The organism is Streptomyces sp. NPDC058307, assembly GCF_042880295.1.
Classification (GTDB): domain Bacteria; phylum Actinomycetota; class Actinomycetes; order Streptomycetales; family Streptomycetaceae; genus Streptomyces.
Genome location: NZ_JBHVYZ010000001.1, coordinates 305,587 through 325,193 on the forward strand (window position 1 = coordinate 305,587; position 19,607 = coordinate 325,193).

A 19,607-nucleotide genomic window follows, 5' to 3' on the forward strand; every position below is an offset into this window, starting at 1 on the left:
CTTGTCACGTCTACTTGGGTAATTCGATCAGGCAGACATCACATGTATTGCGGCGATCGCCGAGGTCTGTGAGGCGCGTGGGACCATCTCTGCACGCCTTTTCTTCGGGCGCGACGTGGAGGAAGGGATGCGCGGTGTCTCTGACGGACAAGGCGATCGAGCAGATCCGTGAGCTGATCCGGACCGGAGCGCTGCCTCCGGGATCGAAGCTTCCTCCGGAGCCGGATCTCGCCGCGCAGCTGGGACTGTCCCGCAACCTCGCCCGCGAAGCGGTCAAGGCTCTGGCCGTGGCACGGATCCTGGAGGTCAGGCGGGGCGACGGCACCTATGTGACCAGCCTCCAGCCGAGCCTTCTCCTGGAGGGACTCGGGGGTGCGGTGGAACTCCTGCAGGGCGACTCGGTCGCCCTGCAGGACCTCATGGAGGTACGGCGGCTCCTCGAACCGGTTGCCACGGCGCTGGCCGCGACCCGGATCTCCGAGGACCAACTGGCCGAAGTAAAGTGGCACTTGGATGCCATGCGTGAGGCGTGTGAGGACGTCGAACGGCTCAACGCCCATGACGCGGCCTTCCATCGGGCCGTCGTCTCGGCCACGGGCAACGAATCCCTGCTCGCGCTCCTGGAGGGCATTTCCGGCCGCACACTGCGTGCCCGGATCTGGCGCGGCCTGGTCGACACCCAGGCGGCGGGCCGCACCCTCGCCGAGCACGAGGCGATCTTCGAGGCCCTGGCCGCACGCGATGCGACCCTCAGCCAGGCGGCGGCGCTGCTGCACGTGAGCAACACCGAGCGCTGGCTGAAGGAGCACCTGCGCTCGGCCGAGGTCCTTCCCGCCGGTACGACCGCGGGCTGACGGGGAGCCCTCCCGCCCGCGTCCTCATGGGTCAGGGCCGCCAAGGGCCTGGTCCTACTGACTTGCTGCGCGCGAGGCGCCCCCGACATCGCCGGCACGGCAAGAAGGCCCGGGCGAGGCTGACCTGGTACGACCGGATGGTGGCCCGCCGCAGGCTGACATGGGCTGCGAACACCGGCGGGACAAGAACTCCTCCCGCGTGATGCTCGTCCGTCTGGTCTCAACCCGGCTGACGCTGATGGCGGAAGACCTCCTGGAGGGCTGCTCCAGGAGGCGGCACCTGCCCCCACGGCACCACAGACCTGACGGGGTCCCGCCAGGACTCCGAGGCCGTGTTCCCGGGCGCCAGGCCCGGCCAGGGCCGTGACTCCCGTCGGCGTGCACAGGTGGACGGGGCAGTCCTTCCTGTCGTGTGGGCCGGCTTTCATGGCTACCCCGGTCTGGCGTTCCCGTCCCGCACACGCTCTCTGTAACCGATCGTGTTCACACCGTTGACATCTTCCTCACCTGCCTCTACCGTCGCGCCGCCATATAGAACGCGTGACGAAATCTCGGACATCCGAAGGCAGTTCCTCTGTGCATGCCCGCAACAGCGGAAGGCAGGCCTGTACGGCAGGACCACCGACCCCCTGACGTTCGGCCCGTCCAGGGCAACCGGGTATCCACCCGCTCCACCCGCACGGCACCCGTCCGGGTACCTGCACGTCTGATGCGCCGTCATCGCGTCAACGACGAGAAGAACAAGGACCCATTCACGATGCTCAACCGAAGAGCCGCCCTCGCCGCCCTCGCCGGAACCGCCTCCCTCGCCCTTACCGTGTCCGCCTGCGGCAAGGAGAGCGAGGCCAGCTCCCAGAGCCGCTCCGAGGGCGGTACGGTCGGCATCGCCATGCCCACCCAGTCCTCCGAGCGCTGGCTCGCCGACGGCAAGAGCGTCGTCGAGGGTCTGAAGAGACGGGGGTACAAGACCGAGCTGGTCTACGGCGACGACGACCCGAAAGCCCAGCTGTCACAGATCGGGACCCTGATCGAGCAGGGCGTCGACGCGCTGATCATCGCGGCCATCGACGCCAGGTCGCTGAAGGGCGTGCTTCAGCGCGCCTCCGACGCGCGCATCCCGGTGATCTCCTACGACCGGCTCATCCTCGGCACCGGGAACGTCGACTACTACGTCTCCTTCGACAACGAGATGGTCGGCCGGATGGAAGCCAGCTACATCATCGAGAAGCTCGGCCTGGAGAAGGGCAAGGGCCCGTTCAACATCGAGCTCTTCGCCGGTTCCCCCGACGACAACAACACCAAGTACTTCTTCAACGGATCCATGGCGCTCCTGCAACCGTTCCTGGGCAGCAAGCAGTTGGTCGTCCCGTCCGGTCAGACCTCGCTGGGCCGGCTCACCACCCCGCGCTGGGACGGACCCACCGCACAGAAGCGCATGAGCGGCCTGCTCACCCGGTGGTACGTCGGCAGGACGCTCGACGCGGTCCTGTCGCCGTACGACGGCATCTCCCGGGGTGTCCTGTCCGCGCTGGAGGCGCAGGGCTACGGCTCCGCCGGCAAGCCCCTCCCGATCGTCACGGGCCAGGACGCCGAGCTGCCCTCGGTGAAGTCGATCATCGCGGGCCGGCAGTCGCAGACCGTCTACAAGGACGTCCGCTCCCTCGCCGAGGCCGCCGCGTGGATGGTCGACGACATCCTCAGGGGCCGGGCGCCGCGGATCAACGACCGGTTCAGCTACAACGACGGCGTCAAGGACGTGCCCGCCTACCTGCTCCAGCCGCAGAGCCTCGACAAGACCAACGTCGAAGTACTGGTCAGGGACGGCTACTACACCGCCGAGGAGCTCACGTAGCGACGGGATGTGGCCGCGACCGGCCCCGGCCCTCAGGCTGGCTGCCGCTCGGACAACTCTCGGAGCAACGCGCCGTATTCGTCGAGATGCTGTTCTCGCAGGATCCCCAGCCGCTGGTGAATGGCAGTTGACGTGGCTGTCCAGTTCGTCCGACAGGGCTTCAGCGGAGTGGGGGTTGGCCACTGGAGTGAGACGATCAAGGGGTCGGTCAGAAGCCTTCGAGGCTGAGACCGCCCCGACGGCGCACCATCAGGGCCGTGAGGCCAGCGAGCCGGGTGCGGCACCGGCGACGCCGCCCGACGACTGCCATCTGCTGAAGCCGGTGCGCGACAACCTCAAGGCCCTGACCCCGCTGCGCCCGAAGCTCGCCCCCAGCCGCCTGGGCGAGGACGCGGTCCTCCTCGGTGCGGTGGCGACAGCGCTCGGGACGGCCCGGGAGGTGGTGTTCGAGCGGCGAACGACCGCGTCCTGAGCGACCCGGGCCAACCTTCTGCCCCCGACGCCCCGTCCGTCTTCTCCCGCCCCATTGTGCTCAGCCAACTGCCCCCCTACTGTTCGACTTTGCCTGAGTCTGTTTGATGCTGATCGTTCAGGCGAGAAGGAGGCCGCAGTGCGAGGCAATCGGACCGATAGAGAGACGGCGAGACCCGGTCGCCGCGGGTGGTGGAGGGCGGTCCTCGCGACCGCCGCGACCCTCGCCCTGGCCGTGGGCATGACCGCGCCCGCCGTGGCACGGGAAGCCGGAGGACCGGCACCCGCCGCCGACGCGCAGCCGCACACGGTGAGTCTCGACGGCTACTCGTTCCTCGTCGACGGCAAGCGCACCTACCTGTGGTCCGGCGAGTTCCACTACTTCCGGCTCCCGAGCCCGGACCTGTGGCGGGACATATTCCAGAAGATGAAGGCCGCCGGCTTCAACTCCACCTCGCTGTACTTCGACTGGGGCTACCACTCGCCCAAGCCGGGCGTGTACGACTTCACCGGGGTCCGTGACGTCGACAAGCTCCTCGACATGGCCGAGGAAGCCGGCCTCTACGTCATCGCGCGCCCCGCGCCGTACATCAACGCGGAGGTCGACAGCGGCGGCCTGCCCGGCTGGCTGACCACCAAGGCGGAGAACAACCGCAGCGACGACCCGCGGTTCCTCAAGTACGCGGACGAGTGGCTGACGCAGATCGACAAGATCATCGCCCGGCATCAACTCACCAACGGCACCGGTTCCGTCATCGCCTACCAGGTCGAGAACGAGTACTACAACGGCTCCGCCGCCGCCCGTTCCTACATGCAGCACCTGGAGGACAAGGCCCGCGCCGACGGCATCACCGTGCCGCTGACCGGCAACAACAACGGCACCTTCAACTCCGGTGCCGGCGCCCTGGACGTCGACGGCCCGGACTCCTATCCGCAGGGCTTCGACTGCTCCAACCCCACCAAGTGGAACGGCGTCCCCGACATCAGCTACGACCACCCGGCCGGCAAGCCGCTGTACTCGCCCGAGTTCCAGGGCGGTGCCTTCGACCCCTGGGGCGGGCCGGGCTACGACAAGTGCGCCCAGCTGATCAACGACCAGTTCGCCAACGTCTTCTACAAGCAGAACATCGCCGTCGGCGCGACCGCGCAGAGCTTCTACATGACCTACGGCGGCACCAACTGGGGCTGGCTGAGCATGCCCCAGAACTACACGTCGTACGACTACGGAGCCGCGATCCGCGAGACCCGGCAGCTCGATCCGAAGTACGACGAGGACAAGCTGATCGGGTACTTCACCCAGTCGGTGGCCCCGCTGACCAAGACCGACGCGATCAGGAGCACGCCCCCGGACGACTCCGCGGTCGTCGACACCGCCCGGATGAACCCGGACACCAAGACGCAGTTCCACGTGCTGCGGCACGGGAACTCCACGTCCACGGCGGTCGACAAGGCCCACATCTCACTGGACTTCAACGCCCAGCCGGCCGGGGACACCACCTACACCTGGGACGACCCCGACTCCGCGCTGCAGTACGCCGGTTCGTGGTCGCACGTGGCCAACCAGAGCTACACCGGCGGCGACTACAAGAAGACCGAGTCGTTCTCCAACAAGGCCGGTGACTCGCTCACCGTCCCCTTCGACGGCACCGCGATCCGCTGGATCGGTTCGAAGACGAACAACCACGGCAACGCCGACGTCTACCTCGACGGCACCAAGGTGGCGACGGTCGACGACTCCGGCGGCGAGAGCCAGGCGGTCGTCTTCCAGAAGACCGGACTGGCGGCAGGGGCGCACACGCTGAAGATCGTCGTCGCCGGCAACCACAGCTCGGGTTCCACCGACAACTACGTGGCCATCGACGCCATCGACATCCCGACGGGTACCGCTGCCGAGGAGCCGACCTACCCGGTCGTGCCCCAGCAGCCGGGCACCGCGATCACGCTCGACGGACGCGACTCCCACGTGATCGTGGCGAACTACCGCCTCGGGGATGCCCAGTTGCAGTACTCGACCTCCGAGATCATGACCGGCGCGACCATCGGCGACCGGGACCTCGCGGTGCTCTATGGCGACCCTGACAGCGACGGCGAGACCGTCCTGCGCTACGCCTCCAAGCCCACGGTGACCGCCACCGGCGGTACCGTCACGACCACCTGGGACCCGGCCACCGGCGACCTGAGGCTGAACTACACCCACAAGGGCCTGATCCGGATCAGCGTCAGCGGCGGCGGACAGCGCCCGCTGCTGCTGCTCGTGGGCGACAAGGCCACGGCGAAGACGTTCTGGCGCCAGGACACCGCGACCGGCCCGGTCCTGGTGCGCGGCACGCACCTGCTGCGCACGGCGACCAGTCTGAACGGCGGCCGCACCGTGGCGCTGACCGGTGACAACGCCGACGACCAGAACATCGAGGTGTTCACCTCCGCGGCCCGTGTCACCTGGAACGGCCGGAAGGTGGACACCCGGACCACCGACACCGGAAGCCTCACCGGCAGGATCCCGACCGCCGCCGCGATCCACCTTCCCGCCCTGACGAACTGGAAGCACGCCGAGGAGTCCCCCGAAGCGGCTCCCGGCTTCGACGACACGGGCTGGCAGGTGGCCGACAAGACCACGACCAACAGCGTGTCCGGCATCAACAAGCTGCCGGTGCTCTACGCGGACGACTACGGCTTCCACACCGGCAACACCTGGTACCGCGGCCGCTTCCACGCCGCCGGCAAGGAGACCGGCATCCACCTGGTCTCGGACTCCGGGGGAGGCGCGCAGGCGTTCTCCGCCTGGCTCAACGGCACCTTCCTGGGCAGCTCCACCACCGGGAGCGCCGACTTCACCTTCCCGGCCGGTTCGGTCAAGTCCAAGGGCGACAACGTCCTCTCCGTGCTCACCGTGAACATGGGGCACGAGGAGGACTACAACTCCACCAACGGCAACAAGACCGCGCGCGGCCTGACCAGCGCCTCCCTCGTCGGAGCACCGCTGACCTCCGTCACCTGGCGCCTTCAGGGCGTACGCGGTGGCGAGGACCTTCAGGACACGGTGCGCGGCCCGCTGTCGACGGGCGGCCTGTACGGCGAGCGGGCGGGCTGGTCCCTGCCGGGCTACCCGGACGCCAAGTGGAAGAAGGTGTCCCTGCCGACGACCGACACCCGCCCCGGGGTCTCGTGGTATCGGACCGAGGCCAGGCTGGACCTGCCGAAGGGCCAGGACACCTCACTCGGCCTGACGTTCACCGACGACCCGGCACGCAAGTACCGGGCCACGATCTTCGTGAACGGCTGGCAGGTCGGCAACTACGTCAACTACCTCGGCCCGCAGCGCACGTTCCCCGTCCCGAACGGCATCCTCGACCCGAACGGCCGTAACAGCATCGCCATCGCGGTGTGGAACCTGGACGGCAGCACCGGCGGCCTCGGCAAGGTCTCGCTCACCGACTACGGCAGCTACGCCTCCTCCCTGCGTGTCGCGCAGAACGACAGCCCCCGCTACGACTCCCGGAAGTACGCGATGCCGAGACCTCCGGGCGCGGAGGTCACCCTGGACGTGCCCGACACAGCGCAGCCGGGGGAGACCTTCACGGCCCGGACGACCGTGCGGGTGCCCAAGAGCGGATCGTCCGCCTCCCGGCTCACGGCCTCGCTCTCGGCTCCCGACGGCTGGACCGTGAGCGATCCGAGCCCCGTGTCCCTCAAGCGCCTGCAGCCGGGCGGGTCGGCGACCTTCACCTGGACGGTCCGGCCACCGACCGGGGATCTGCCCTCCGCATCGGCACTCACCACCACGGTGCGGTACGACCAGAACGGACGGCAGCACACCGGAGCCGACGAGCGCATCGTCGGCGGGATACCACCGGCTCCACCGGCCGGGAAGAACGCGGTGAGCGACCTGCCGTTCCTGTCCTCCACCAACGGGTGGGGCCCGGTCGAGCGCGACAGCAGCGTCGGCGAGCAGGCCGCCGGGGACGGCCGTGCGATCAGTATCGGCGGAGTGGGCTACGCCAAGGGCCTCGGCACCAATGCGCTCAGCGACGTGCAGCTCTACCTCGCCGGAAACTGCTCCCGGTTGACGGCGCAGGTAGGGGTCGACGACGAGACGGGCGGGGCGGGCACGGTCACGTTCTCCGTGATCGCCGACGGCAGGACGCTGGTCACCACGCCGACGATCAGCGGCCGACAGGCCGCCGTCCCCATCGACGTCGACGTGAGCGGCGCCCAGGTGGTCGACCTCAAGGTCGGCGACGGGGGTGACGGCAACGGCAACGACCACGGCGACTGGGCGGTACCGACACTGACGTGCGGCTGACGGCCGTAGCAGGGAAGTGAGTCGCGCCATCCTGATGCCCATGCCTCGCGAGGCATGGGCATCAGCGATGCGTCACCGTGACTGTGGTCAGGCGCGCTGACGCTGTTCGCGCTGCCGGACCAGTTCCTCGACCGCACTCGGCAGTGTCGTCTCGAAGTCGATCAACTTCGCCCAGGTCGGGGTCACGACGATCCGGACCATGCCGTCGTGGTAGAGCGAACGCACCTCCGCCTCCCACTCGACCCGCTGCTCGGGGGTCATCTCGTAGCTGCTGGTCGGCTGGAGATACTCGTCCGGGATGCCGTCGACGAAGTCCAGCTCGGCCCGGCCCCGGATGAGCAGGATCCTGGGTGGGTGCACCTCGGTGTCGATCGTCAGGGCGACCGCCGGGTTCTCTCGCAGGGCCGGGAGCTTCGGGGCGTTCTTCGTGGTGCACATGACGATCTCCGAGCCGTTCCAGACGAACGCGATCGGGACGTTACGGGGTGTGCCGTCCTTCGCGACGTACGCCAGACGGGCCACGTCACGGGCCAGCAGTTCCTGGCTGATCGGTCGGTTCAGAACCTCGATGATCTCGTTCGGCTGCATGGTCGCTCCTCCGTTGTCATTCCCGGTCCGCCGACGGATCGTTGGGCGTCGGTCACACCTGGGACGGAGCCGGAGCCACCTTCTCGACACCGGGAGCGCATGCGAAGAGGCGACGAGGGCAGGATTCGCGTGATCATTGCCTGAGCCGCTGTGTGGGGTACCTGAGCGGCAGCGTGCTTTTTGTTGCCGGAGAAGACTCCGGCCGACCCGCCGGGACTGCCCCCGCCCGGTTCACCTGGTTACCAGGGCACGACTCCGTTCTCGTCCTGGAAGGTTCCTGTCGGGCCGTCCGCGTCGAGAGTTGCCAGGCGTACGACGACCTCGGCGCTCTCCTCCGGCGTCCTTCCGACTCCGAACGCCGCGGTGAGGTCGGTCGCGGTGGTCCCGGGCTCGACCGCGTTGAACTTGATGCCCGGCTGGGATTTGGCGTACTGGACCGTGAGCATGGTGGCCGCGGACTTGGACGCGGAGTACAGCGCCAACGGCAGGTTGAACTCCGGCCGCTCCGGATTGTTCACCGCCCAGAAGGATCCGGCGCTGCTGGACACGGTGACCACGGTGGGGTTCGAGGACTTGCGCAGCAGGGGAAGCGCCGCCTCCGTGACGCGCACGATTCCCACCGCGTTGGTGTCGAAGGCCCGCAGAGCCGTGGGGCCGTCGATGACCCCGTGCCCCAGGATGCCCGCGTTGTTCACCAGGACGTCGAGACGGCCCTCGGCCGAGTCGATCGTCGCGAGCGCGCTGCTCACCGACGCGTCGTCGGTGACGTCGAGTTGCACGAATTGTGCGCCGAGCGCGGCCGCGGCCTTCTCGCCTCGCTCGACGTCACGAGCACCGATGTAGACGACGTGTCCCAGCGCCAGCAGTTGTCTGGCTGTTTCGAAGCCGATGCCCTTGTTGGCTCCGGTGATCAGTGTGATGGGCATGCGTATCCTCACAAGTCATGTGGCCCGAGAGGGCCGTTGATGATGTCCGGACTGTCGCGGCGAAGACTCAGCCAGTCAGTTGCCGGAGAAGCTCACCGGCGTCGTGCAGGGCGGTCATGTGGACGAACCGTCCGTCGCGGACCTGGTAGATGGCGTACTCGGTGATCTCGAAAGAGGCGCCGGTGGGAGCCACGCCGAGCCAAGTCTTCGCCGGGGTACCGGTGTTGACCAGGCGCGCGGCCAGGCGGTCACCGTCGAAGAGCAGTTCCTCGAGTTCCCAGTGGAGGTCTGGAACGGCGTCCACGTCGTGCTTCTGAACCGCTATGAGGTCGTCCCGGGTGGCGGGCTCGCCGTTCAGGGTGGTCCGGTCGTTGATGAACTCGTCCATTCCGTCGAACTCGTGGGCGTTGAGCGCCTTGATGTAGCGCAGGTAGAAGGCGCGCAGGTCGCTGTCGGTCATGAGGTGACCCTTTCGGGGGCGGTTACGGGTGAGGAGGTGCGCGAGCGCTCAGATCTGGTTCAGGCCGCCGTCGACGTACAGGCTCGAACCGGTGATGAAGCTGCTCTGCCCGGAGGCGAGAAAGGCCACGGCCGCGGCGATCTCCTCGGGACGTGCGAGCCGGCCCAGCGGCACACGTGTCGCCAGTTGCCGCTGGAACCCTTCCGGGTCGGGGGTGAGTCCCGACAGGGCGGGGGTGTCGGTCGGTCCGGGGGTGACGGTGTTGACCCGGGATACCGCGTCCCTTGAGTTCGTTGGCCCAGGTCCGGGCGAACGATCGGGTGGCGGCCTTGGTCGCCGCGTACACGCCGAGGCCCTCGTCGCCGACGTCCACGTTGGTGGAGCCGTTCAGAATGACCGACGCACCGTCGTTGAGCAGCGGCAGTGCCTTCTGGACGGTGAACAGCAGGCCCCGGACGTTGATGCCGAAGAGGCTGTCGAAGTGGTCCTCGGTGACCTGCTCCAGCGGCACCAGCGCGGCGACGGACGCGTTCGTGAACAGGACGTCCAGACCCTGTCCACGGCTGCGGATCGTCGCGTAGAGCCGGTCCAGGTCGTCGAGGCTCGAGATGTCGCCGGTCACCGCCGTGGCCGCTGAACCGATCACTTCGACGGCCGCGTCGAGTTCGGTCTTGCGCCGGCCGGTCACGAACACGTGCGCGCCTTCGGCCGCCAGCCGGACGGCACTGGCCAGGCCGATGCCGGTGCTGCCCCCGGTGACGAGAGCGGTCTTGCCTTCAAGTAGTCCCACGAAAGGCCCCTTCGAGTTCTGCAGCGATCGCTGCGGAACTCGACCGTAACACTTCCGCAGCGGTCACTGCAGAAGAGGTAGGCTGCGGGAGTGGAGACGAAGAAGAACAGTCCCGTGGGCCGACCGCGCGGATTCGACACCGACGAGGCGCTCGAGCGCGCCATGCTGCTTTTCTGGGAGCACGGCTACGAGGGCGCCAGTACGGCCGCCCTGACGAACGCCATGGGCATCTCCACCACCAGCATGTACGCGGCCTTCGGCAACAAGGCGGAGCTCTTCCGCAAGGTCCTGCAGCGCTACACCGAAGGCCCGAGCGCCTATCTGGCCCGCGCCCTTGAGGAGCCGACCGCCCTCGGCGTCGCCACCGCGATCCTGGCAGGAGCGGTTCGCACCACCACCCGTCCCGCCCAGCCCCACGGCTGCCTCGGCGTCCAGGGTGCCTTGTCCACCAGCGACTCCGGGCAGGAAGTCCGTGACCTCCTCGTCGCCTGGCGCGCCGACGGCTGCTCCGGCATCCAAGAGCGGTTCCAGCGGGCCGTCGACGAGGGCGATCTGCCTCCGCACACCGACCCGGGGCTGCTGGCCCGCTACGTCACCACCTTCGCCTACGGCATCGCCGTACAGGCGGCGAGCGGTGTGGGCCGCGACGAACTCCAGGAGCTGGCCGACGCCGCCCTGCGCAACTGGCCGGTCCTATGACACCGTCTGGCGTGCGTCTTCCGGTCACCGGTCAAGCGGTTGCCGGCTACGGCAAGTCCGGCTCGGTTATCCGTACGGCGCTGAGCAGTAGGTCGCGAGGCGCCTGGACCGAGGCGTCCGGCACGGCAAGCTCGATGCGGAGCGGCGTGACCAGAGGCGTTGACAACCCGCCGGACCGAGCACGGCTCACTCGGGTCCGGCACCGGTCCTAGCCGGCCGGCGCAGTCCCGCGACGAGGAGGGAGACCAGGGTGCGTGGGTTGTAGCTCGGGTCGTTCTCCGCGCCGACGCACAGGTTGCCCACGCCACGCATCAGCTGGAGTCCTCCGATGTCGGAGCGGATCTCACCGGCGGCCGCGGCCGAGTCGAGGAGCTGCGTGCACACCGGGACGAGGTGGTCGATGAAGTAGGCGTGCAGGGTCTCGAAACCGGCGTTGTCGTGCTGCAGGGCGGCGGCGAGCCCGTGCTTGGTCACCAGGAAGTCGACAAAGAGGTCGATCCACTGTTCCAGCGCCTCGTACGCGGTGGGGCAGCTCGCCAGCAGCGCGGGGCCCGCCTCGGCGCAGGTTTCCACCTGATGGCGGAAGACCGCGACGATCAGGTCCGCCCGGGTGGGGAAGTGCCGGTAGATCGTGCCGATCCCGACCCCCGCGCGGGCCGCGATGTCGCGCACCGGCGCGTCCACGCCCGCGGTGACGAAGACGGCGGCGGCCGCGTCCAGCAGGATCTGCTTGTTGCGCCGGACATCCTTGCGCTGTGACCCGGCGGTTTTCTCCGTGCCCTGGCGACTGTCGCTCACCGCGAGGCTCCTTCGTCTGTCATCACATTGCAGAGCGGATCTCTGTCCGGAATCGTTCCGTGGAACAAGGTTCCGCTTCGCCATGATGGCAGATCGGCTCATACGGGCGCGCTGCTGCTGCCCGGAGGACGTCGGAGCAGGTGCAGACATACGACCGAGGCGATGACGGTCCGCCGCTCGGAGGCGTCCAGACCGGGAGCTGTTTCGACGACGTACTGCTGCAGTCCGATCCACGCGTCGTGGGTACTCACCGTGACCCGGCCGAGGATCTCCGCTGCCGGATTCCGGTGCGGATCGGTCTCCGTGAGCTGCCACTCGGTGGACAGATGACCCCGCCGGGTGAGGAGGAGCCGGCGTCCTTGCTCCGTCTGGAGGCTCAGCTGCCAGGTCTTGATGAATCTTCCGGCACCGGCGGTGCCGACCACCCGGCCCGTGTCGTCGGTGAAGCGGAACTTCGCCGGCCTGAACTGTTCGATACGGACGAGGCACTCGCCGGACGCCTTCGTGAGGAGCAGGTGCGTGTCGTCGGTGTGCGTGACGTGGGCGAGCAAAGTCCCCTCCACGGTCGACACAGTCAGAGCCGGTCCCCTGTACGTGCGCCACCGCGAACGCTTCGGCTGCGCCACGACGACGGCCTCCAGCGCGAACAGCCAGGCTTCCGTCGACCGTCTGTTGTCCTCCGCCACGGATCCCCCCTCCTCGACCGAGTACGTCCACTGTGACCGACAAGGTGTCCGATTCCCAGCCCGTCGCAGGAGACTCGGCTGACGACCGACCTGCCGGTGATCGTGATCCCCGGCAGGTCTTCCGCCCATCGAACCCCGATCAGTCGGTGGGCGTGCCGAACCAGCGGGAGAGATGGTCGTTCAGGTCGCGCTGGTCGTCGCCGATCCAGGCGACGTGGCCGTCAGGGCGTAGCAGGATGCACGGAACATCCAGTGCCGCGGTGGGGTCCGCGAGGTGGTCGACCCGGTCCGACCACCCGCCGACGGTCAGGCGTTCGGTGCGGTCCAGCAGTAGGCCGCGGCCGCGGTGCAGCTGATCGTAGAGGCGGCCCTGTTTCAGGTCGAGGTCGGGCAGTCGGCGGCCGAGGAGGTCGGGACCGTCGCCGAAGTCGTAGCGGATGCCGGTCGCGGCGATCTTCTCGATCAGATGGCGGTTCACCGCGTCGAAGTCCATCAACTCGGTGAGCAGCCTGCGCACGGACTGCGGGCCCGGTTCGGGGGACAGGAGTTCCATCTGGGCGCGGGTGTTGTCCAGCACGTCCTCGGCGACCGGATGACGTTCGGCCTGGTAGGTGTCCAGGAGTGTTTCCGGAGCCCAGCCGCGGATCTGTGCGGCCAGTTTCCAGCCGAGGTTGAACGCGTCCTGAACGCCCAGGTTGAGACCCTGGCCGCCGGTGGGTGGATGGATGTGTGCCGCGTCGCCGGCCAGCAGCACCCGCCCGACCCGATAGCGGTCGGCCAGCCGGGTGGCATCCCCGAAACGGGACAACCAGCGCGGGGAGTGCACGCCGAAATCGGTTCCGGCGACGGCACGCAACTGGCGTCGGAAATCCTCGAGGGTGGGCGGTTCCGCGCGGTCGCTCACCCCCGCGGCGGGGACCACGACGCTGTAGACCCCTCCGCCGAAGGGCCGTAGCCAGAACCGATGAAGGGTCTCCCGGATCTGGTGCACCTTGGCGGCGATCTCCTCCTGCGGCACGCCCACTTCCATCTCGCCCATGAGCGTCTCGGTCCGCGAGGGCTCACCGGGGAAGCCGACGCCGAGCAGCTTGCGCACCGTACTGCGGCCGCCGTCACAGCCGACGAGATAGCGCGAGCGCAGTTGTTCACCGTCGGCCAGCTCGACGGTCACGCCCTCGTCGTCCTGTACGAAACCCGCCACCGTGCACCCGCGCCGGACCTGCGCACCCTGTTGGGCCGCATGCTGTTCGAGCAGGCCGACGATGACAGGCTGCGGGATTCCCAGGAGGTAGGGATGGGCGGAATCCAGGTCCTGGGGCGCGGGCTTGCTGATCGCGGCGAAGAGACCGCCGACCGGCCGCTGCCTGCCGTGCCGGCGAATGCGGTCCAGCAGTCCGCGCATGGCCATCAGCTCGAGACTGCGCATGTGCAGACCGACGATGCGGACGAATGACACGGGCTCGGTTTCCTTCTCCAGCACGAGCACCCGCACGTCGTGCAGCCGTAGTTCGGCGGCCAGCATCGCGCCGGTCGGCCCGCACCCGGCGATGATCACGTCGAAGTCGAACCCGAGGGGCGTGCGATCGGTGCCGGAAGCCGACGACGGCTCGGCGGTGAACTGCGGAGAGTCCATGAGTGTTGCCTTTCGGGAGTGCCTTGTTGGCCAGGCGCTCCCGGCGACACCTACGTCAATCGCCGGCCGTGACGGGAAAGGGGGAGCACCCACATCGCTACAGCGTTCATGGGTCTCACCTCCTCGGGCGGTGTCACGGTCAACCGCAAGCTACAAGTTCGATCCTCACCCCGTCCAACCCTTTTCCCATCCGCGCCCGGCCTGGATGCGGAAGCGTGACGGATAGCCTCGTCCCCATGACGCGCGCTTGGATCCTGCCGATGCTGCTGGTGCTGTGCGGCTCAGCTCTTGCCACTGGGCTGATCGCCAGCGGCGCCCCCGGCGCGGCCACAGCCGTCCTGCTGATCTTTGTGGTGCTCGCAGGCGTGAACTCGCCTCTGGTCTTCCCGAGGTCGATCGGCACGCTGGAAGCACAGCGCCGCAGTGCGGTCGATGGCCGGCCGGTCGTCTTCTGGCGGCCCGGCTGCAAGTACTGCCTTCGACTGCGCATCCGGCTGGGCCGTAGCGCCCATCAGCTGCATTGGGTCGACATCTGGCGCGATCCGGCCGCAGCAGCGGTGGTGAGGGCGGCCAACGACGGCGATGAGACCGTGCCGACCGTCATCGTGGCGGGCGAGCCGCGCACCAACCCCGATCCCGCATGGGTCCGCGAGCAACTCTCTCGTTCCACCTGACCGCCGTGCGACCCGCGCCAAGACGGCAGGACAAGCCGAGGGCGGGCGGTCTGGTGACTCGTAGGCCGAACGTCGAGCCGGCCGCTCCGCGCGCCGGTGCAGCGGTTGACCAAGTCGAGCGCTACCAGGACGCAGGTCGGCGTGAGGGTCGGGGCTTCGGTTGGTGGCCGGCGGGGACGAAGACAAGCACGTAGTCCTCGAAACCCTCGTGGGTGCCCCATTCCGCACGGTCCATCGCCGCCTCATACCGGGCTCGGGAGTCCTGGCGGCCCCTGGCATGGACGTGGACGGTGTAGACCCTGGACGGGTCGAGCGCCAGTGAAAGGTCATCGCCCCGCCCTCCGGAGAGCCAGCCCATGGCGGGCATCGCGGGACCGGTGGTGGGGCCGGACATCCCCATCCGGCCGCCGTACACGGGCCGGTAGGGCCAGGTGCCGAGCAGTTTCCACTGTTCCGGCTGCGGGACGGGTTCCGCGTCGGACAGCATGAGCGTCACCCAGGCGTCATGGGCCTGCACGTTACTGATGACGGTGAGCTGGCCGGGCGTGAGGATCACCGGGGCGTGGGTGCGGAAGTCCGGTGTCTGTGTGGTGCGGTCGAAGCCGGGCTCCACGTACTCACTGACGTAGAAGTGCGAGTAGGCGATGCTCACGACACCGCTGACCAGGCCCATGCTCTGACGGTACGCCACCGTCACGGCGTCGACGCTCAGTTCGTCGAGACGGCGTGCACGACCTGGAGGCCCCGGCGCCGGCACACCGAGTGCCGGTGCCAGGGAGTGCGTCATCGTCCGGGAGCCGGGTTCGCCGGGTTCGCCGGGCGCGGTGGAGTGGTCAGGAGTGCCACTTCACCTTGAAGACCCAGACGTGCTGTCCCGCCTTGCGGGCCGCCGCGGGGACGTCGATCACCAACGCTCCCTTGCTGACGGTCCAGCCCAGGGGCCGGTCGTGGCCCAGCATCGTCACCGTGTCCCCGCCGCGGATCGGGACCGGTGCCTCGATGGTGAGCCGCGAGCCCGGCTCTGCCAGGGAGTGGATGTAGAAGGCCCGGTCCGGGCGGACGGTGAAGCGGATGTCGTCCCCCAGTTCCGCCATCTTCGACCAGTACGTCGTGTCGTAGACGGCCTCGCCGTTCGTCCGCAGCCACCGGCCCGTCTCGCGCAGTCGCGTCTGCATGATCTCCGGGATGGTGCCGTCGGCGCGCGGACCGATGTCGAGCAGGAAGTTGCCGTTCTTGGAGACGATGTCCACCAGGCTGTGCACGACCTGTTCGGTCGTCATGTAGGAGCCGTCCGGGGTGGCCTGGTTGTAGCCGTAGCTGAAGGGGTCCAGGCCGCGGCTGGACTCCCACTTGGCGATCACGGTGTTGTCGTACGTCGTGTACTCGGGCGTCGTGAAGTCGTGGAAGGAGATGCCCGAGCGGTTGTTGACGGTGACGTCGATGGGACGGGCCCTGTTCTTGGCGTGGTTGAAGTACTCGGCGAGCACGTGCACGCTGTCGTTGGCGCCGCCGATGTCGCACCAGATGAGCTCCGGGTCGTAGCCGTGGATCAGCTCCAGCATCTGCGGGGCCTGGTAGTCCTTCACGAAGTCCTTGCCCGCGGTGTATCCGGTGTACGGCACGGGGGCGTGGGTGTACGGGTTGCGCGGGGCGTGGCCCATCCAGGGGTTGTCCGGGTTGAACCACTCGGGCATCGAGAAGTAGAGGCCCCGGTGGAGCTCGGGCGTGTAGCGCCGGGACGCCTCGAACAGCTCCTTGACCAGGTCCCGCTTCGGGCCCATCTTCACGGCGTTGCGGTCGGAGACCTTGGTGTCCCAGAGGGCGAATCCCTCGTGGTGCTTGGAGGTCAGCACGTGGTACTGGGCGCCGGCGTCCCGGAACAGTTCGACCCAGGATCGCGGGTCGAACTTCTCGGCCGTGAAGCGCGGGATGAAGTCGTCGTACGCGAAGTCCTCGCCGTAGGTGTCGCGGTGGTGGGCGTACGTGGGGTTGTTCGGGTCCTGCATCTGGTTCCAGTACCACTCGGCGTACTGCGTGCCGACCGGCGCCCAGGCGGGCACCGAGTACACGCCCCAGTGGATGAAGATGCCGAACTTGGCGCTGTGGAACCAGTACGGGGCCTGGTGACCGGACAGGGAGGTCTCGGTCGGCTGGTAGTCGGCGACGCCCAGGGACAGCCGGCTGTGCTGGGTGGCGGCCGTGGCGCCGCGGCCGGTGACCGTCACCACGCCGTCCTGGGCGGTGCCGGGTGCGGTCCCCGTGCGGTTGCGGATGCCGATGCGGACGCGAGCCTGCTCGCCGGGGTCGAGGCGGCGGACGGCGGCGGGCTCCACGGTCCGGGCGCCCGGCACGGAGACCTGTACCGCCACGTCGTCGCCGGCCAGGACGGTGACGGTGCCCGCGTTGACGACGGTCGCCTCGACGCTCTGGGCGCCGGTGGACGGCAGGAGCGAGTTCGTGGAGTGGGCGTCGCGCAGGATCAGTGCGCGTCCCTGGGCGACCGGCTGGAGGGACAGCGCGAACACGTGCAGTGAGGTCTGGTTCGGCTCGGGTGCGTGGGTGGTCGGCAAGGTGATGGCGATCGCCTCGCGCTGCGGGTCGACCCACACCTCCGAGGTGCCGATGCCGACGCTGTGTTCGTCCTTCGTGCCGCTCGGACCGTAGCGGTACGGCGCCGACAGCGAACCGCCCGCCGCGTACCAGTCGGCTCCGGTGAGGCCGGCCGTCGTGGTCGAACCGTCCGCGTAGTGCACGGTTGCCTTGCCCGAGGCGTTGCCGTAACTCCCCGAGGTGAGGAAGTAGGCAGCCATGTAGCGGCCCTTGGGCAGGTCGATGCGCTGACCGAGCGCCACGACGTTGTTCTTGGCGCCTGCGGCCGAGGACGGGAAGACGAAGGGAACGCCGTCCACCTCCACCTGCCCCGCCGGGAGTTCCTCGCCCGGGAACGTGTAACCGGAGCCGTCGAAGTCGCCGCCCCGTGCGGAGGCGGTGTCGACGCCGTCGTTGTCGTAGAGGCTGTCGAGGGGCACGGGAACCGGAGCGGGCACGGGCGCCCATGTCCGGCTCTGCTGGGCGACCGTCCCGACTGTCTGAGCAGCGTGCGCGTCGGTCGCGGAGGCGAAGGGAAGAGCGGCTGAGGCAGCGACACCCGCCGTGACGCCGAGGACTTGACGTCTTGGATACGTACTCATGGCGGCTCCCAATCATCGGATGTCTTGATGATTGGGGAGGCATAGGTGAGTGTCAATGGGGTGGGCAAGGATGAGAGTTGAGGGAGAGGTCGGATGGGTCGATGCTTGGGAAGGGCCCGTTCGGTTGTGTCGGTGGGGGCTCCCTTGCCCGTCCCGAACAGCCTCTGGCGAAGGAGTACGGCACGACCGTGGGCGCCCCGGCCGCGCGGAGCGGCAGGTCGAGCGTGTCGTCCTGGCACGGCGTCAGACGGCCGGACAGCGACAGCAGGAGGCGGGCTGGGTGGGCCCGGGCCACTCTGGAGCTGACGCGGCCTCGAAGGTGGCCCAGGTCGTCGCCGTCCGCGCCACCGCCGAGCGCCGCGCGGGAGACCTCGCCGGCGGAGCCCTGATCGCGTCCGTGTGCCCCGGCATAGTCGACACCGCCGCTTCTCGCCCCTGATGCAGCGACTCCACCCGGGCGCAGTCGCGGGCGACGGCCGCCTGCTGGCACTCCCGCGTAGTCAGCAGGCGGCGTATAGGGGGCGCGGCGACTGCGGTACGGCAGTGCCGCCGCATGGTGCGAGCCCGGGACGCGCTGAGCGGACCGGGCCCAAGAAGTGGTCGGTGGCCGGGGACACGTTCTCTACGTTCCGCAGAGCGTCTCGCCGGACCGCAGGTCTGTCATCACCCACACGAGTGGTGCCCGGTCCGGGGAGTGAAGGGGACAGTGACAGGATCCCGGGCCTCACCTGTTGCGCTGGGGCTCCGGGGTGGCTGCCCAGGAGGCGAGCAGGCGCAGGCCGTCTTCGGAGGGGGAGCCGGGTTCGGCGGTGTAGATGGTCAGTGAGTGCGCCTCGCGGGCGGACATGGGCAGGTTCAGGGGCTGGTAGGTGAGTTCCAGGTCCCCGGCGTCGGGATGGTGGAAGCGCTTGACGCCGCCGTGGTGGATGCGCACGTCGTGGGAGGCCCAACGGGTGCGGAACTCGGGGCTGACGGTGGACAGTTCACCGATGAGGTCGCGCAGCGCCCGGTCGTCGGGGTATCGGCCGGCCTCGGCACGCAGGAGCGCGGCGGTGATGGTGGCGGCGCTGTTCCAGTCGGCGGCGAAGTCGTGGGAGGCGTCGTCGAGGAACCAGAAGCGGGCGAAGTTGGGGCGGCCGCGCGGGCCGACGGTCGGGCTGTCGAACAAGGGGGCGAACAGGGCGCGCGCGAGTGGGTTCGTGGCCACGACATCGAGGCGGCCGTTGGTGACGAAGGCCGCGGACAAGGTCATGGAGTCGAGCAGCCACTGGACACGGGGCGGAACGTCGGCGGCCTTGCGGCGGCGCCGGGCGGCAGGGCTCGGCTGGGCGGCTTTGGCCAGGTCGAACAGATAGGTGCGCTCGTCGTCGTCGAGCTGCAGGGTGCGGGCCACCGCGTCGAGGACGTCCTCGGACACGCCGCTGATGTGGCCCTTCTCCAGCCGGGTGTACCACTCGGTGCTGACCCCCGCCAGGACCGCGACCTCCTCGCGGCGCAGCCCGGGCACGCGACGCCGGCCGCTAGTGGGCAGCCCGACCTGCTCGGGGGTGAGCCGGGCGCGCCGGCGGGCGAGGAAGTCACGGATGTCGGCGCGGTTGTCGGAGGGGCGTTCCATGGCCCTCACGGTACGGCCAGTGCCCCAGAGGTGGGGGGTTGAGCTTGTACCCCCCATAAACGCAGCC

15 protein-coding genes and 2 pseudogenes are annotated in these 19,607 nt (G+C 68.8%); 7 read left to right on the forward strand and 10 right to left on the reverse strand.

All coding sequences use genetic code 11. The features are described from left to right. Nucleotides 1-134 precede the first annotated feature (134 nt). From ACFVYN_RS01420 to ACFVYN_RS01435, 4 genes and pseudogenes are all read left to right on the forward strand, one after another. The gene (locus ACFVYN_RS01420; protein ID WP_389990810.1) at nt 135-854 is read left to right on the forward strand and encodes a FadR/GntR family transcriptional regulator; all 720 of its coding nucleotides are present in this window, start codon (nt 135-137) and stop codon (nt 852-854) included. 757 nt (nt 855-1,611) lie between these two features. Beyond that, nucleotides 1,612-2,706: a multiple monosaccharide ABC transporter substrate-binding protein gene (chvE, locus tag ACFVYN_RS01425; protein ID WP_389990813.1), complete on the forward strand. Its 1,095-nt coding sequence runs from the start codon at nt 1,612-1,614 to the stop codon at nt 2,704-2,706. Between the two features lie 310 nt (nt 2,707-3,016). Then, a pseudogene (locus ACFVYN_RS01430) lies at nt 3,017-3,178 on the forward strand (sugar kinase); the annotation flags it as partial. Nucleotides 3,179-3,316: 138 nt separating this feature from the next. Beyond that, nucleotides 3,317-7,480: a beta-galactosidase gene (locus ACFVYN_RS01435; RefSeq protein WP_389990815.1), complete on the forward strand. Its 4,164-nt coding sequence runs from the start codon at nt 3,317-3,319 to the stop codon at nt 7,478-7,480. A gap of 87 nt (nt 7,481-7,567) precedes the next feature. Here the strand turns inward: ACFVYN_RS01435 and ACFVYN_RS01440 are convergent, their stop codons facing one another. From ACFVYN_RS01440 to ACFVYN_RS01455, 4 genes and pseudogenes are all read right to left on the reverse strand, one after another. After that, nucleotides 7,568-8,068, reverse strand: coding sequence for a pyridoxamine 5'-phosphate oxidase family protein (locus ACFVYN_RS01440; RefSeq protein WP_389990817.1), 501 nt, complete (start codon nt 8,066-8,068; stop codon nt 7,568-7,570). 239 nt (nt 8,069-8,307) lie between these two features. Continuing rightward, entirely contained in the window at nt 8,308-8,994 is a 687-nt protein-coding gene (locus tag ACFVYN_RS01445; protein WP_389990819.1) for an SDR family NAD(P)-dependent oxidoreductase, read from the reverse strand. 67 nt (nt 8,995-9,061) lie between these two features. Further along, a complete protein-coding gene (locus ACFVYN_RS01450; protein WP_389990821.1) occupies nt 9,062-9,454 on the reverse strand; it encodes an ester cyclase in 393 nt (130 codons plus the stop codon). Nucleotides 9,455-9,502: 48 nt separating this feature from the next. Further along, nucleotides 9,503-10,244 (reverse strand): annotated as a pseudogene (locus ACFVYN_RS01455) (SDR family NAD(P)-dependent oxidoreductase). 90 nt (nt 10,245-10,334) lie between these two features. Between ACFVYN_RS01455 and ACFVYN_RS01460 the strand changes: the two are divergent. Continuing rightward, entirely contained in the window at nt 10,335-10,943 is a 609-nt protein-coding gene (locus ACFVYN_RS01460; protein ID WP_389990823.1) for a TetR/AcrR family transcriptional regulator, read from the forward strand. A 186-nt stretch (nt 10,944-11,129) separates the two neighbouring features. Here ACFVYN_RS01460 and ACFVYN_RS01465 read toward each other — a convergent pair whose 3' ends face one another. The 3 genes from ACFVYN_RS01465 to rox form a co-directional block, all read right to left on the reverse strand. Beyond that, nucleotides 11,130-11,741, reverse strand: a complete 612-nt coding sequence (locus tag ACFVYN_RS01465) for a TetR/AcrR family transcriptional regulator (protein WP_389990825.1) — start codon at nt 11,739-11,741, stop codon at nt 11,130-11,132. A 98-nt stretch (nt 11,742-11,839) separates the two neighbouring features. Then, the gene (locus ACFVYN_RS01470) at nt 11,840-12,427 is read right to left on the reverse strand and encodes a hypothetical protein (protein ID WP_389990827.1); all 588 of its coding nucleotides are present in this window, start codon (nt 12,425-12,427) and stop codon (nt 11,840-11,842) included. Nucleotides 12,428-12,566: 139 nt separating this feature from the next. Then, on the reverse strand, nt 12,567-14,060 hold the full coding sequence (gene rox / locus ACFVYN_RS01475) for a rifampin monooxygenase (protein WP_389990829.1): 1,494 nt from the start codon (nt 14,058-14,060) through the stop codon (nt 12,567-12,569). 236 nt (nt 14,061-14,296) lie between these two features. Between rox and ACFVYN_RS01480 the strand changes: the two genes are divergently transcribed. Then, complete coding sequence (locus ACFVYN_RS01480; RefSeq protein ID WP_389990831.1) at nt 14,297-14,734, forward strand: glutaredoxin domain-containing protein; 438 nt, start codon at nt 14,297-14,299, stop codon at nt 14,732-14,734. A gap of 121 nt (nt 14,735-14,855) precedes the next feature. On the opposite strand, the gene ACFVYN_RS01485 is transcribed toward ACFVYN_RS01480, so the two are convergent. Next, nucleotides 14,856-15,431, reverse strand: coding sequence for a hypothetical protein (locus ACFVYN_RS01485; RefSeq protein ID WP_389990833.1), 576 nt, complete (start codon nt 15,429-15,431; stop codon nt 14,856-14,858). A 136-nt stretch (nt 15,432-15,567) separates the two neighbouring features. After that, nucleotides 15,568-17,925, reverse strand: a complete 2,358-nt coding sequence (locus tag ACFVYN_RS01490) for an alpha-L-fucosidase (protein ID WP_389990835.1) — start codon at nt 17,923-17,925, stop codon at nt 15,568-15,570. Between the two features lie 280 nt (nt 17,926-18,205). On the opposite strand from ACFVYN_RS01490, the gene ACFVYN_RS01495 reads away from it, so the two are divergent. Beyond that, entirely contained in the window at nt 18,206-18,364 is a 159-nt protein-coding gene (locus ACFVYN_RS01495) for a hypothetical protein (protein WP_389990837.1), read from the forward strand. A gap of 285 nt (nt 18,365-18,649) precedes the next feature. Here ACFVYN_RS01495 and ACFVYN_RS01500 read toward each other — a convergent pair whose 3' ends face one another. Continuing rightward, nucleotides 18,650-19,540 (reverse strand): helix-turn-helix transcriptional regulator, encoded by an 891-nt coding sequence (locus ACFVYN_RS01500; protein WP_389990839.1) that lies wholly within the window; start codon nt 19,538-19,540, stop codon nt 18,650-18,652. Between the last annotated feature and the right edge of the window lie 67 nt (nt 19,541-19,607).

Bases quoted from the DNA above. Each gene is read 5' to 3' on its own strand.
- chvE (WP_389990813.1), top strand. From the start codon at position 1,612: ATGCTCAACCGAAGAGCCGCCCTCGCCGCCCTCGCCGGAACCGCCTCC.
- ACFVYN_RS01440 (WP_389990817.1), bottom strand. From the start codon at position 8,068: ATGCAGCCGAACGAGATCATCGAGGTTCTGAACCGACCGATCAGCCAG.
- ACFVYN_RS01445 (WP_389990819.1), bottom strand. From the start codon at position 8,994: ATGCCCATCACACTGATCACCGGAGCCAACAAGGGCATCGGCTTCGAA.
- ACFVYN_RS01450 (WP_389990821.1), bottom strand. From the start codon at position 9,454: ATGACCGACAGCGACCTGCGCGCCTTCTACCTGCGCTACATCAAGGCG.
- rox (WP_389990829.1), bottom strand. From the start codon at position 14,060: ATGGACTCTCCGCAGTTCACCGCCGAGCCGTCGTCGGCTTCCGGCACC.
- ACFVYN_RS01480 (WP_389990831.1), top strand. From the start codon at position 14,297: ATGACGCGCGCTTGGATCCTGCCGATGCTGCTGGTGCTGTGCGGCTCA.
- ACFVYN_RS01490 (WP_389990835.1), bottom strand. From the start codon at position 17,925: ATGAGTACGTATCCAAGACGTCAAGTCCTCGGCGTCACGGCGGGTGTC.
- ACFVYN_RS01500 (WP_389990839.1), bottom strand. From the start codon at position 19,540: ATGGAACGCCCCTCCGACAACCGCGCCGACATCCGTGACTTCCTCGCC.